This is a genomic window from Candidatus Melainabacteria bacterium (genome assembly GCA_003963305.1).
GTDB lineage: Bacteria > Cyanobacteriota > Vampirovibrionia > Obscuribacterales > Obscuribacteraceae > PALSA-1081.
The window spans coordinates 19,972-33,364 of sequence record RXJR01000027.1 but is presented as its reverse complement, the minus strand read 5'-3'; the positions used below and the strand labels follow the sequence as shown (position 1 = coordinate 33,364).

General features: G+C 49.6%; 12 protein-coding genes. 8 read left to right on the top strand and 4 right to left on the bottom strand.

What is annotated here, in order from left to right; genetic code table 11:
- Positions 1-95 precede the first annotated feature (95 nt).
- Genes EKK48_24795 through EKK48_24785 form a run of 3 tightly spaced genes read left to right on the top strand, consistent with a single transcriptional unit; the run spans position 96 to position 2,726 of the window.
- Positions 96-1,190, top strand: a complete 1,095-nt coding sequence (locus EKK48_24795) for a curli production assembly protein CsgG (protein ID RTL36952.1) — start codon at positions 96-98, stop codon at positions 1,188-1,190.
- Between the two features lie 29 nt (positions 1,191-1,219).
- Positions 1,220-1,696, top strand: coding sequence for a tetratricopeptide repeat protein (locus EKK48_24790; protein ID RTL36951.1), 477 nt, complete (start codon positions 1,220-1,222; stop codon positions 1,694-1,696).
- Positions 1,697-1,748: 52 nt separating this feature from the next.
- On the top strand, positions 1,749-2,726 hold the full coding sequence (locus EKK48_24785; GenBank protein RTL36950.1) for a branched-chain amino acid transaminase: 978 nt from the start codon (positions 1,749-1,751) through the stop codon (positions 2,724-2,726).
- 145 nt (positions 2,727-2,871) lie between these two features.
- On the opposite strand, the gene EKK48_24780 is transcribed toward EKK48_24785, so the two are convergent.
- The 3 genes from EKK48_24780 to EKK48_24770 form a co-directional block, all read right to left on the bottom strand.
- A complete protein-coding gene (locus EKK48_24780; GenBank protein RTL36949.1) occupies positions 2,872-3,411 on the bottom strand; it encodes a hypothetical protein in 540 nt (179 codons plus the stop codon).
- Between the two features lie 88 nt (positions 3,412-3,499).
- On the bottom strand, positions 3,500-3,883 hold the full coding sequence (locus EKK48_24775; protein ID RTL36948.1) for a hypothetical protein: 384 nt from the start codon (positions 3,881-3,883) through the stop codon (positions 3,500-3,502).
- Between the two features lie 88 nt (positions 3,884-3,971).
- Positions 3,972-5,243, bottom strand: a complete 1,272-nt coding sequence (locus EKK48_24770; GenBank protein ID RTL36947.1) for an aspartate kinase — start codon at positions 5,241-5,243, stop codon at positions 3,972-3,974.
- 224 nt (positions 5,244-5,467) lie between these two features.
- On the opposite strand from EKK48_24770, the gene EKK48_24765 reads away from it, so the two are divergent.
- The 5 genes from EKK48_24765 (at position 5,468) to EKK48_24745 (ending at position 10,830) form a co-directional block, all read left to right on the top strand.
- A complete protein-coding gene (locus EKK48_24765; GenBank protein RTL36946.1) occupies positions 5,468-6,307 on the top strand; it encodes a glycosyltransferase family 2 protein in 840 nt (279 codons plus the stop codon).
- A 98-nt stretch (positions 6,308-6,405) separates the two neighbouring features.
- Positions 6,406-7,440, top strand: coding sequence for a Gfo/Idh/MocA family oxidoreductase (locus tag EKK48_24760; GenBank protein ID RTL36945.1), 1,035 nt, complete (start codon positions 6,406-6,408; stop codon positions 7,438-7,440).
- Complete coding sequence (locus EKK48_24755; protein RTL36944.1) at positions 7,440-7,934, top strand: N-acetyltransferase; 495 nt, start codon at positions 7,440-7,442, stop codon at positions 7,932-7,934. The genes EKK48_24760 and EKK48_24755 overlap by 1 nt, the downstream gene beginning before the upstream one ends.
- Before the next feature lie 41 nt (positions 7,935-7,975).
- Entirely contained in the window at positions 7,976-9,118 is a 1,143-nt protein-coding gene (locus EKK48_24750; GenBank protein ID RTL36943.1) for a DegT/DnrJ/EryC1/StrS family aminotransferase, read from the top strand.
- Between the two features lie 71 nt (positions 9,119-9,189).
- Positions 9,190-10,830: a hypothetical protein gene (locus tag EKK48_24745; GenBank protein ID RTL36942.1), complete on the top strand. Its 1,641-nt coding sequence runs from the start codon at positions 9,190-9,192 to the stop codon at positions 10,828-10,830.
- 65 nt (positions 10,831-10,895) lie between these two features.
- Here the strand turns inward: EKK48_24745 and EKK48_24740 are convergent, their stop codons facing one another.
- The gene (locus EKK48_24740) at positions 10,896-13,373 is read right to left on the bottom strand and encodes a tetratricopeptide repeat protein (GenBank protein ID RTL36941.1); all 2,478 of its coding nucleotides are present in this window, start codon (positions 13,371-13,373) and stop codon (positions 10,896-10,898) included.
- Positions 13,374-13,393 lie beyond the last annotated feature (20 nt).

Sequence of the window (13,393 nt, the reverse complement as noted above, 5' to 3'; positions counted from 1 at the left end):
ATCCAGTAAACTTCTAGGCTAGTGCCTGCGTTTTAGCCGTGCGCAGCGGCAAACGAAAAACCACTCCAAATTTGGTAGGGAGAGAATACATAAAGATGAATACGCGCAAAACCAGTGCAATGCTTATCGCACTTCTTTTCGTTGTAAACCTCGTAATGCCGCAGACAGCGATGGCTGGTGCAAAAAGACGCATTGCTATCATGCCTTTCGATTATGGCGCGGTACAAGGTGGTCAAGTTGGCACTTACGACGTAGGTAAAGGTATCGTCAGCTTGCTTATCACCAAGCTGGTTAACGATGGGACGTACTCAGTGGTCGACAGACAGATGCTCGACTCAATTTTGAAAGAACAGAATTTTTCAGTCAGCGACCGCGCCGATCCGCAAACAGCTATCAAAATCGGTAAACTGTTGAGCATCGATGCGATGGTTGTGGGAACTGTCACACAGTTCGGTTTCGAGTCGAAATCGACCAGTGCTAGTGGCGCAGTTGGTGCACTGGGATATGTGCCCTACGGTGGCTACTTGAGCATGTTCGGTGGCGCCAGCAGCCACAAGAGCACGGTTAAGGTGGCAGTTGATGCTCGCATCATCGACGTCACAACCGGAGAAATTCTCGGCTCTGTACATGGAACAGGTGAATCACTGAGAAAAGGTGTATCTCTGTTCGGTGGCGGCGCCGGTTTCGACATGGGCTCCTCTGACTTTGCCACCTCCATTGCTGGTGAAGCCACAATGCAGGCAGTTGATTCGCTCGGATCGCAGCTCGATGCTCTGGCTGCAAAAATTCCCGACAATCAATCGCTTGCTGCTCAGAACGTAACTGGAAAGATTGCAGATGTGACCGGTACTCAGGTTATCGTCAACCTGGGCAAGGTTAACGGTCTTGCTGCCGGAGATAACTTGCAAGTGCAACGTGCTTACAAGACTATTAAAGACCCAACCAGCGGTAAGGTCTTGAAAGAGCTGACAAACACAATTGCCATCATCAAGTTGAGCAGTGTTGAAGCAGACAATTCCACCGGTAACATCACTAAAGGTTCCGGAGTAAAAGTCGGTGATAACGTGGCTAAGGTAACGACAGATGTCTCGGCAATTGTTGTACAACCGGTGCCCGGCAGCGATATCGCTCCGATTCGCTCAATAAGCGCGACCGGAACCGTGTTGGCACCACCCAAGAAAACTAAGTAAGGGCGACAAAGCGGAAAAGGACAAATAAAATGATTTCCTCATTTAACTCCAGACTCCGCGGCGCAGTTCTCATTCCAATCACGATAACGATGGCAGGCTGCTTCAGTCTGCCATCGTTTGGTAAGGACCCGGCAGATTGGAATAAGGCTCTGAGCAGCGGATATAACCAACTCACCATGGGTAATACCGAAACGGCGCTGGCATTCTTCCAGAAGCAGTCGGCTAAATATCCCAACTCAGGTCAGTGCCACCTCGGCATTGGCAAATGCCTGAAGCGATTGACTAAATACAGTGAAGCTAAGGCTGAGTTTCGCACAGCGGTGCAGCTCGAGCCTACACTGGCTGATGCCTGGTACGAGCTTGGCACAGTCTGTGAAAGCGACCAGGAATGGGACAACGCATCCAAAGCATTCAGCCGGTTTCTGGACTTGAAGCCAGATGCGGGCCAGCGACAAGCTGTTGTTGATCGCATTCGTTTTTGTGACAGTAAGAAACCAGACGCATAGAATCCCCGAATAAACCAATCACCAAACATCAAACATCACTCTGTGAGGCGCAATGGAAACTGATAACAAATCGTTGGCATACTTCAAAGGTAACTTCGTACCGATCGAAGAGGCCAACATCAACATCATGAATCACTCTTTCATGTACGGCACGGCTGTTTTTGAAGGCATCCGAGCTTACTGGAACGCCAAGCAGGAGGAGTTGTTCATTTTCCGGTTGCGTGAGCACTTCGAGCGCATGAAGGACAGCATGAAAATCATGTATCTTGAGCCGAAGTACTCAGTTGATGAGCTCTGCAACATTGTTGTCGAGCTTTTGAAGCGCAATGCCCCGACCACGGACACCTATATCAGACCGGCTGCCTATAAGACTGCTCACAGAGTGGGTCCGAGTCTCGATAACAATCCTAGCGACGTTTGTATATTCACTGTCCCCTTTGGCGATTACTTTCATGGTGCCGAAGGACTGAAAGTTCAAATCTCAAGCTGGCGGCGAGTTGAAGATAACGCTATACCGGCAAGAGCTAAAATTGTCGGAGCATATGCCAATACCGCTCTGGCAAAGACAGATGCTGTCATGGCCGGCTTTGATGAGTGCATAGTGCTTTCTGAGAACGGACACGTCTCTGAAGGCAGTGCCATGAACCTTTTCATGGTCAAGCGTGGACAATTGATTACGACACCGACTACAGAGAATATTCTTGAGGGCATCACCCGCAGTAGCATCATGGAGTTGGCGGAACAAGAGTTGGGATTGAAGACCGTCTCTCGCACAGTAGATCGAAGCGAACTCTACACTGCTGACGAACTCTTCTTCTGCGGTACCGGGGCTCAGATCGCACCTATTATTGAAGTGGACAAACGTAAAATAGGTGACGGAAAGTCAGGCTCGATTTCTAACCAGATCAAAGACACCTACATCTCTATCTGTCGTGGTGAGAACGAGAAATATCACAAGTGGCTGACACCTGTGCACGGAAAGGCGACCAGCAAATCTGCCGCCAAGGAAAAGGCCGCTAGCAAGCTCTAAGCCTGAAGCTTCAAGCCCAAAGCCCAAAGCCCAAAGCCCAAAGCCCGGACGCTAATCCCAAGCAGAAGCTAAACCAAGCAGGAAGCTAAACCCAAGCAGGAAGCTAAACCCAAGCAGGAAGCCAAACCCAAGCAGCAAGCCCTGCTTAAAGCTTATCTGTAGAAGTTTTGGCTGCTACCTGCGAATTAGCAGGATGCTCCTGATTGTATTTTGCTACCGCTTTGGCCAGTTTTTGAAGAGCATGTGTTTCCCGTCTGCCTTCGACTTGTTCGAGCAGATCTGCGTCGTGGTGCCAGATCAATTTCCACTCTTCAATCGCCTGTGCGATTTGTTTTTCGTCTGGTCTGGACGACGAGCGCACCTTGGCTGAGAGTGCTCGCGCCAGAAGAATGTGCCCTGTCGGATCGGCGGGGTCCAGCTGAACAGCTTTCTGTAATTTCTTGATTGCGAGGTCGTGATTGGCAGCTGCTGTTTCTTGCTCGCCTTCAAATCGAAGCGTGGATGCTTCGGTCAATCGCCCTGAAATACCCGTGCCATAGTAAGACGTATTGGCAGCGTCTTTCGAGTATTGTTTTCCGTCGCCTTTGATTGCCGGTGATATTGCGTCAGCCAGTGCCGGCAACTGAGACAGCATCAACACTACACTAACAGCGATTACTTCGTTGCGAGTTCGTTTACCATTCATGCTTCTAAATTCTCGTAGTTATCGTGATCAGTTTCTATTTGCGGATTATTTGGATTCCAATTGATTTTTGCGAAGGCTGTTGGCGATCTTATTTGTCCTTATCGCTTTTTTCGTGCTCTTCTTCATCGTCATCGTCATCATCATCGGTGACATCAGTGACGTCGACGTGGGTGTTGGCGCGTAATTCTGCAATCTCTTCTTCTAATTCTTTGACGCGACCTTCGATGCGCTCGATTTGAGCAATTTCGTCGCGCACTTTCTCTTGCAGAACGACGCCGTCAATCTTGCTGTTCTCGGTGAACAGAGTATATGTGCGCAGTCCGATCGTTTGCAGATGCCTGCCCTTCTCAGAGCGCAGTGTCAATACGTTCGTGTTGAGCTTACCGATTTTCGCGATGCGTGTTGTTTGGTCGGCAGCTTGTTTTAAAAAGCCTTTGCCTTTGTTTACCAGATTGTCAAAATTTGGGGACATTTGTCTATCTCTCAAAGACTACGATCACTACTATACGCGACGACCTGTGAAAAGTGTCGCTCTAGAGGTGCTGAGAAGCAAATTGATTCTAGTTAAAGGCTGCTGAGGATGAGTCGGCGAGTTTGAACCGATTGTGTATCAATCGCACAGCCTCAGCGGCATGTTGATCGGGTAAAAGTACCGTCACTCGCATATCGCTTGTAGCTACTAATTGCACAGGAATCGAGGCTGCGTGTAGCGTGGCGAAGACCCCGGCTACGATATCTGTTCGCGAAGTCAAGTGTCTGCCGATTACAGATATGCGGGCGCTGGTTGTGTCGAATGTCACTTTAGGATTGCCGAGGCTTTCAGATAACGACTCGATAATTGTTTTGACGCGATTGATGGCTCTTCGATCAACGGTAAGGGCAAGTTCCTGAGACGGTTCATCCTCGCGAGCCAGAAGCATCATCATATCTGTTGAGATGCTCAACTCTTGCAGCCGTGTGAAAAGATTCGAGACCCCTTCCAGCGTCTGCGCACCAGGTGTGGTGGTAGTCAGGTTTAGCGAAGCGTGATTGCGATCGACAGACACAGCACAGATGGCATAGTCAGGGGCAACCCATTTGTGAGTGATTAATGTGCCCAGATCGTCTGGTCTGTGACTGGCTCTGACCCTTATGGGAATGTGAGTGTCAAGAGCCAGTTCGAGGGAACTGGTGCTGAGCAAGTCGGTTCCAGACGAAGTCATCTCGAGCATCTCTTCATAGCTCAAGGCCGGTAAGCAGCGAGCATTACCGACGATTTGCGGGTCGGCTGTGAACACTCCCCTTACGTCACTGTATATATCGCATCGCTCCGCGGCGAGGGCCGCGGTCAGTGCTACTGCAGTGGTATCGGAGCCCCCAGGTCCCAGCGTGGTGATCTCGCTGGTTTCGGTCATGCCCTGAAAGCCCGCGACTACGGCGATCTCCCCACGATTGAGTGCGGCTTCGATTGCTTCAGGGTGCACGTCTTTGATGCTCGCCATGCCATGGCGGTGTTCTGTGACAATGCCTGCCTGAGCACCGGTAAAGGAACGCGCCTGGTAGCCAAGCGATTGAATCGCCATCGTCATCAGCGCTCCTGATACTTGTTCACCAGTCGACAATAAGACATCAAGTTCTCGCGCGCTCGGTTGATCCGTCAATTCGTCAGCCATCGCTTTCAGGTGGTCGCTGCTGCGCCCCATGGCTGATACCACTGCTACGACTTCATTGCCTTCCGACGCTTGTTTAACGGCTATTTCTGCGGCTTTCCGAATGCGATCGAGATCCGCTATCGTTGCTCCGCCAAATTTTTGAACTAACCTGCCCATGATCTGCCACCAAATGCGAACCATTAGATAAGCAGATTATATATAAATTGTCCCGGAATTGTTCAATTTTTAATAATCTTGCCACCAGGGAGGGTGGCGATCGATCTGAACCGCATGTGGTGCTAACTGTTGCTCCGCCTGTCACCATGTGCGGTGCGATCTAAATATTAAGCTTCGTTAACACTGGGCGGTCTGGTCCGCCCGGTCCATAACAGAAGGACTTTCTGCCACCGATGCTCTGTCGTTAAATTGCCTGGCTCGGGGGTACAATCTATGCATGGGCGTGCATTTTGCATGTTTTTCCTAGCCCTACTTACTATTACCTGGCGCCATTAGCTGTGATCGAATCAGAGCAAAAAACTCCAATAACGGTAGTCTATCCTGCCTACAACGAAGAAGAAAGTCTGGAAAGTACGATCAGGCGGTCTGTCCAGGCTCTGGAGAAGTTTTTTGACAGCTTCGAAATCATCATCGTCAATGATGCCAGTACCGATTCAACACCAGCCATCGCTCAGCGACTGGCTTCGGTCGATGAGCGCATTCGCCTGATAAACAACGAGAAAAATCTGCGACAGGGTGAGAGTCTGCTTAAGGCTTTCGCAGTGGCAAGAGGTGATCTGATTACTCACAACGGAGTCGATTACCCGTTTGACTTGAACGACCTTTCCCTCATTCTTCCTGAGCTTGATAACCACGATGTTGTCGTTGCGAGCCGGAAGGGGCGCCCCGGATACACCCCTTACAGGCTGTTCCTCTCGCATGCCAATCTTTTGCTTTTGCATTTGTTGTTCGACATGAAACTGCGAGACTACAGTTTCATTCAGGTCTACAAGCGCCAGGTTGTGCGGTCGCTTCTGGGCGATATGAAGGGCAAAAGTACCGGCTTTGCAATGCCGGAGCTCTTGCTTCGAGCAAATGACGCCGGTTATAAAATTGGCGAAGTCAGTATCGAGTATCTGCCTCGTGAGGCAGGCGTAGCAAGGGCTGGTGCTTTGAAAGTGGTAATTGCGTCCTTGATCGACGTCTTTTCCTACTGGCGCGAGCGTACCTTCAAGCGAATGACCGCGACTTCTCAGAAAGGTCGTTAGCAATGATGTTTTGCAATGCCGGTCGAGCCGGTCTGGGCGCCCTTCCGGGGCAATTTGATCGTGATATGATTGCACACAGGTAAATTAAGGCGCTTTCGATGCAGCAAATAAGTGTAGGAATAATCGGTTACGGATATTGGGGACCAAATTTCGTCCGTAATTTCAGCGAAATCGATAACGTCGATTTGAAGTATATCTGTGATTTGAACCCTGCCAACCTCGAGCGGCATCGTTCCAGATACAAGTCTGTCAATTTCATTACTGACTACACGTTGATGCTGGAAGACAAGGATCTAAATGCCATCGTCATCGCTACTCCGGTTGACTCGCATTATGAGCTGGCAAAACAAGCTTTGAAAGCGGGAAAGCATGTGTTACTGTCCAAGCCGATGTGCAGAAGCTCTGCCCAATGCGAAGATTTGATTGCTATTGCCGAAGAGAAGGGACTCGTCCTCATGGTCGACCACACCTTCGTTTATCACGGACCTGTGCGATTGATCAAACAATTGATAGATGACGGCGAGCTGGGCACTCTGCTTTATCTCAGTTCGACGAGGATAAATCTTGGACTCTTTCAAAATGATGTCAATGTGATCTGGGATCTGGGAGCGCACGATTTTTCTTTGCTCGATCACCTGATTGGAAGAGCGCCGCGGTCTATCCAGGCGATCGGTAAATCACACACTGAAACGAGAATCGAAGATGTGGCATTTATGACCATGGAGTTCGAAGACGACTTCATTGCTCATTTCCATGTCAGCTGGCTTTCACCTGTGAAAATTCGCGAGATGCTGATTGGTGGCACGCGCAAGATGTTGGCGTTTGACGACCATCGACCGATTGAAAAGGTTCGTATTTACGATAAGGGCATAGAATTATTGAGTAAGCCACCTGAGACGGAAACGGCTCGGTATAAGGCTCTTGTTCAATACAGGCACGGTGAAATGAAGGCGCCGGTCTACGATATGACAGAAGCGCTTAAGTATGAAACACTGCATTTTGTCGATTGCATCGTCAACAAGAAAGTGCCGTTGACCGATGGGCACTCTGGTTTGAGGGTGGTTCGGTTGCTGGAGCTTGCTGAAGAGTCAATCAAAAGACCATCTCTCGCAAATGTGAAGATGGAGAAGTAATGAGTTTTCAGCCCGGACCGCTGCAAAAAATCGCTCCTGACGTGAAGTTGGGAAACAATGTAGTGATCAATGATTTCGTCAATTTGTACGGCTGCACGATTGGCGCTGAAACCAAAGTCGGTCCGTTTGTCGAAATTCAGAAAAATGCCTTTATCGGCGAGCGCTGCAAAATTTCCAGTCACACTTTTATTTGCGAGGGTGTGACTATTGAAGATGAAGTATTTGTCGGTCATGGTGTCGTATTCATTAATGATCGTATTCCCCGTGCTACTGCAGGCGGTGCGTTGCAAACGGAAAGCGACTGGACGCTCGTAAAGACTGTAGTACAGGCTGGTGCTTCAATTGGCTCAGGTGCGGTGATAATGTGCGGAATCACCATCGGTCGCAATGCGGTTATCGGAGCAGGTGCCGTAGTCGTTAAGGATGTGCCGAACGATTGCGTTGTTGCAGGCAATCCGTCTCGTGTGCTTCGAACGATTGCAGGCGGCGCTTGAGATAGTAGTGAAGATTTTGGAAGCGACCGGAGATTCAAAAAATGGCTGATGTATCTACAGAGAAATTAGTACCGTTCCTGGATCTGTCGCTTCAACATGAAAATTTGAAAGACGAAATTTTTGCCGGCATCAGTACTGTCTTCAAAGATTCGAGTTTTGTTATGGGACCTGCTCTGAAGAAGTTCGAGGAGGAGTTTGCTGCTTATTGCGGGGTTGAGTACTGTGTCGGTTTGAATTCAGGTACTGCAGCTCTGCATCTGGCTCTGCTTGCTATGGGCATTGGACCCGGCGACGAGGTTATAACGGCACCAAACAGTTTTATTGCTACAGCTGAAGCGATTTCATTTTGTGGTGGAGAGCCTCGATTTGTCGATGCATTACGCGACACAGCTAATATAAACCCCGATCTGATCGAACAGTCCATTACGAAAAAGACAAAGGCCTTGATTCCTGTTCATCTGTATGGACAACCTGCACAGATGGACAAAATTATGGACATTGCTAAAGCGCATAAATTGTTGGTCCTGGAAGATGCCTGTCAGGGGCATGGTGCCAAGTTCAAAGGGTCCAGGGTCGGTTCGTTTGGACATGCAGCAGCCTTTAGTTTTTACCCGGGAAAGAATTTGGGTGCCGCCGGAGACGGTGGCGCTATCGTGACCAATGACGCAGCTCTTGCTGAGAAAGTGACTTTGTTGCGCAACCACGGCTCGGAGCAGAAGTATCATCACGACATGATCGGGCATAACTTCAGACTCGATTCGCTGCAAGCCGTTATTCTCAGCGCCAAATTGCCCTCCCTCGATTCTGGAAATGAGAAGCGGCGAGAGATTGCCGCTTTCTACGACAGAAAGTTCGAGGGGTTATTTGGGATCAGCCCTATCAAGACAATTCCTGAATGCGAGCCCGTCTATCACCTCTATGTAGTTCGAACCGCTAATCGCGATCTGGTGTTAGAGCAGTTGCAAGCATCGCGAGTTGCATTTGGTATTCACTATCCCATCCCAATTCATTTGCAGAATGCTTACCAGTTTTTGAATCAGAAGACTGGTTCGTTTCCCGTTTCAGAAGAGCTCTCCCAGACTGTTGTGAGTTTGCCGATTTACCCGGACATTCCGCTTGCAGATCGCGACCGTGTGGTTGCAGCCATTGTGCGAGCTTCTGAGCTGATGCGAAACGGAGGCTGAAAAGTCCGCGCCATAATGGTTTCGAAATACTTACTTCAAAAGAGAGTCGGGTCAGTCGGGCTGAGGTGCTCATGACTGAGACCCGTCAACTGAGCCGCGCCGATCGCATTGTCTCCTGGTTTCTTCCCAACCCGGGGGATATTCTCTTCATTCTTCTGATTGCGTTTCTGCTTTTCTTGCGCCCTGATTTTGTCTTTGGTGACGGCTCAACCGGCTGGCATATTGCCACCGGTGACTATATTTTGCAGCACGGTGTGCCTACTAAAGACATCCTGTCGTACACGTTTCCAGAGAAGGCGTGGGTGGCTTATGAATGGCTCTCAGACACAATCATGGCCGGCATGGTGAAACTGGGATCAGGCGATCTCAACCTGCTTGCCGTTTGTGTGAGCTGTTCTGTTGCCGCGCTGATGATGTTGCTTTACGAGCGTTGTCGAAAAGAAGGAGCAAGTTTTCCGCTTGCATTTTTCCTTGTCATAGTCGGTTCTATTATTTCCGCTATTCACTGGCTCGCTCGTCCGCATATTTTTACCTTTTTTGGGGTCTACTTTTTCACCATTTATCTGGAAGACTTCTGGCAGGGCAAGCTCAGCGCAAAGGCTCTGCTGATGAGGCTTTCACTGGTCGTTTTGATCTGGGTGAATGTGCATCCTGCATTTATGTTCGCATTTGCGCTGACTGGTATTTACTGGGCGAGTGCATTGTTTGGTGCTGCATTTTCATGGAAAACAAGCTCGTTTCCAAATTACATGGACAAGCTAAAAGCCTACTCTGCAATGTTGCTCGCTTGTGCTGTGGCTACCTTTATAAATCCCTATGGACCCAAGCTGCATGCCTATCTTGTTGATTACTTCAAAGGGACGCCTGGTCTGGCGAACGCCACCAGCGAGTTCCTGTCGCCTGTATTCCACGGTCAACTTCAACCGGTTTGTCTTGAAATTCTGATCGGATTGCTTCTGCTCGGACTTGGTTTGTCTAAAGTAAAGCTCTCGCTGCCTCGCCTTTTGCTGTGCATTGCTTTTCTTCATTTGACCCTGTCGGCAGTGCGTAATATGCCGCTCTTCGTTCTGGTTGTTTTGCCTGCTATCTCGCAGCTCTCCTCCCAGACTGCATTCGCACAGATGTTGCTCAAAGATGGGGACGAGCAATTTAACCTGTTCCGCACCATCAGCGATAAGTTGAGAAATCTGGACAAAGGTTTCTACGAAAACGAGGTGCTCTGCGGCAAGCATGTGGTATCGCTGGTGATGTTTCTCGGGCTCAGTATCGCTGCTCTCAATCATGGTCAATTGTTAGGTTCTCAGGTGTTGCACAGTGGTTGGAGCGCAGACGACAAGCCAACTGAGACACTGGAGTACTTGCGCGGTGAGTTGGACGCTAAGAGACTGGACAGTGAAAGAGGGTTCAACTACGACAACTGGGGCGGTTATTTGGGATACAAACTGGGACGACCGGTGGCATTAGACGATAGGGCCGAGTTTTTCGGAGCGCCTTTCTACTACAAATACACTGTTATTGCTTTGAATCAGCCGGGCTGGAAAGAGCAGCTTGATGGAGGTTTCTTCAAAGATACGGCCCGCTCCGGAGCAACTGTACAGTGGGTTTTGATGCCGCGTGGGGGTGGAATCAATAGTTCCCTGGCTGCCGATCCACAGTGGGGACCTCCCGTGAAATCGGATCGCGCCTCCGAGTTATTTGTGCGGAAAAATTGATCAGCGCTTTGCCGTCATTTTGTGTTACTTACAGAACCGCGCTTTTTAGAACGTACAATGTTGCGTTACGGAAGAACGCCTGTCAGAACGTACATGAGGAGAATGATCAGGCTGAGGACCATTCCGCCTTTCAAACCAGTGCTCAGCATCTTGTTCTGACGGGTGAACTCTGAAAAAATCCACAATGCAAAAGAGACCAGGATGAGCATCATCGTCGCGCCATACCTGAGCAGAAATAGAACTGAGGAGTTCATCGGTGGCATCAGCCAGGCACGATGCGGACGAACCGTATTGGTATGGAACGATAAGTTCGGTCTTGGCGAAGATTTGTTGGCTCCGTTTTCCAGGATTATGCCGTAAGTCAATTGCGGCTCACTGCCCACGAAGGGCTTGCCGTCTCTATCGAACGGTCTGATGTAGAAGCTGTTCAGATCACCTTTCTTGGTGTGAATGACAACAGAGTAACAGTTGATTCCGCCGGGGTGTCGTTTAGTTTCGTTCGGCCAGCGATTGCCATTGAGCGTGCTATCAAACCATTTTCTGCGAATTCCGCCATCATCTGCTTGTGTTTTCTTTCCGAGCGTTGCGTTCTGGATGTTTGGCTTGTCGAGCTGACCTGTAAATGGATTGTGATAGGCTCGCTTGCTCACTTCCAACTCGTTCAAGTTCTTCGGATAATGCTTTGTCTTCAGATACGCCAGTTGGGCCGCTTTGCCTATCTCCTCGGCGAAGTCGGTCACACCAAGTTCAGGACTTGCTTCGGCATACAGAGGAGATCCTTGTTCGTCGATGATCGTATTCTTTTGCTTTGTCAACCAGTGAGGATGATGCAAAAGCGGTCCAAAGACGATTCTCCAGGTGTCGAGGAAATCTCCGTGATGCTGGTAATAAGGCATTTTTGCCGTATCGGCGCCCGCTACGAATTCGCACTCACTGGGTGAGGTGAGAAAGAACAGTTTTTCACCATCTACAGTGCGATAGCGATGCGCCATATTCCTGTAGTCTTCTTTCGTATTGGCATGGCTGGTGAACAAGCTGGTTAGAAGCAGAAGTACGAAGCAGCCTATAAAAATGCCGAGAATCCAATTGCGCTGTTTATCAGATTGGAACAGTTTTAATACTGTCGGTTCCTTCTTTTTTGTTGTCGCTTCTTTCTTCGACCCATCGTCGGTGCGAGCTACTTCTTGCTTTCTTTCAGGTGATGCTTTGACCACAAGCTCTGGACTGGAATCCAGTTTTTCTTTCGCCTCTTGTTTCAGAGCATTGCCGAGTACAGTTTTTGAAATCGCAGCGTCTGATTTCCAGGCACCGGCTTTGATGGCATCTGCACCGATGACTTCAGGCGTTTCATTGGACAGAGCTGTCGCATCAATTAGCGTTGGTTCAATTGAAATAGTGGACGGGTCTGTTGCCTGCGGTTTGATGGATGGGCTTGCTGCATTGTTTTCCAGCGCGTCGATATTTTTACGGACTGCTTCGAGGACGGATGGATCTGATGGACCTCTGGATGCAGCATTTATAAGAAGATCAAGTGATGATGCTGCATCTGGCTTTGATGGGCTCGGCTGTTCAGTGCGGTCAACTGATGCTGAATCCGAAGTCGGCTTAGAGTCTGCTTGTGGCTGGATACTAAAACCACCACTAAGTTCTAGTTTCGATTTCATCTTCTTTAAGATGTCTGAGCTGGCTGGCTTTGCCGCTGACTCGGTTCCAGAGGCGGAAGCGGATGCAGCGCTACCGTTTGTGGTGGTACCGGAAATAGTGTCACCGCTTGCATTGGCGCTGCTTCTATTGGTACCGCTTGTAGTGGTACCAGAAACATTGGCACCGGTGCCATTTCCGAGAGCAGATTTATCGTCTTTTTTCTCCAGAGACTTTTTGACCTCTGACCGGTCGAGGATCAAAGTCTCCAACTGCGGATCTTTTTTGCGCTTTTCCAGATCCTCGTCTCGGATCTTTGGAAGTTTCATGGTCTCCTCGGCTATTTCCCGTTTCTTCGGCTCAGGCTGGGGAGCGCCAAATTCGTAATTGATTTCGCCAGGCTTCGGTACTGCTGTCTCCAGTGCAGTTTTGGCCGTGTCTGAGTATTGATAGCCAAGGTCAAGCTCTTCTGAAAGTTCGGCAGGACTTTGAACGCCGTCCGGTTCATTGCTCTGGTCTGCCCAAAGCGAGCGCTCACTGGCTTTGCGGGCGCGCTCATACATATCGCGTGACTCATCGCTGCGACCGAGCTTTTCGTAGAGCCCGGCAATCTCATCCATTAGAGCTATCGTTTTGACGTGGCTTTCACCGAAGCGCTCTTCACTCAACAGGAGCAGTTGGATGTCGAGCTTCAGAGCCTCGTCGAAATCCTTCCGCTCAGCGCAGATGTGGGCTAAATTCTTCAAGCAGCCAGTGATTTCAGCCGCGCCGTCGCCGAGGCATTCGACGCCTTTCCTGTACGTCGGTTCGGCCAGAGCGTACATGCCCTTTTCGAAGTTCGCGTCTGCAGCTTTGATCGCACGGAGGAGTTCAAATCTCTCTTCCTTACTGATCCCGGCCATCGTCACCCCAATCTAAAGAA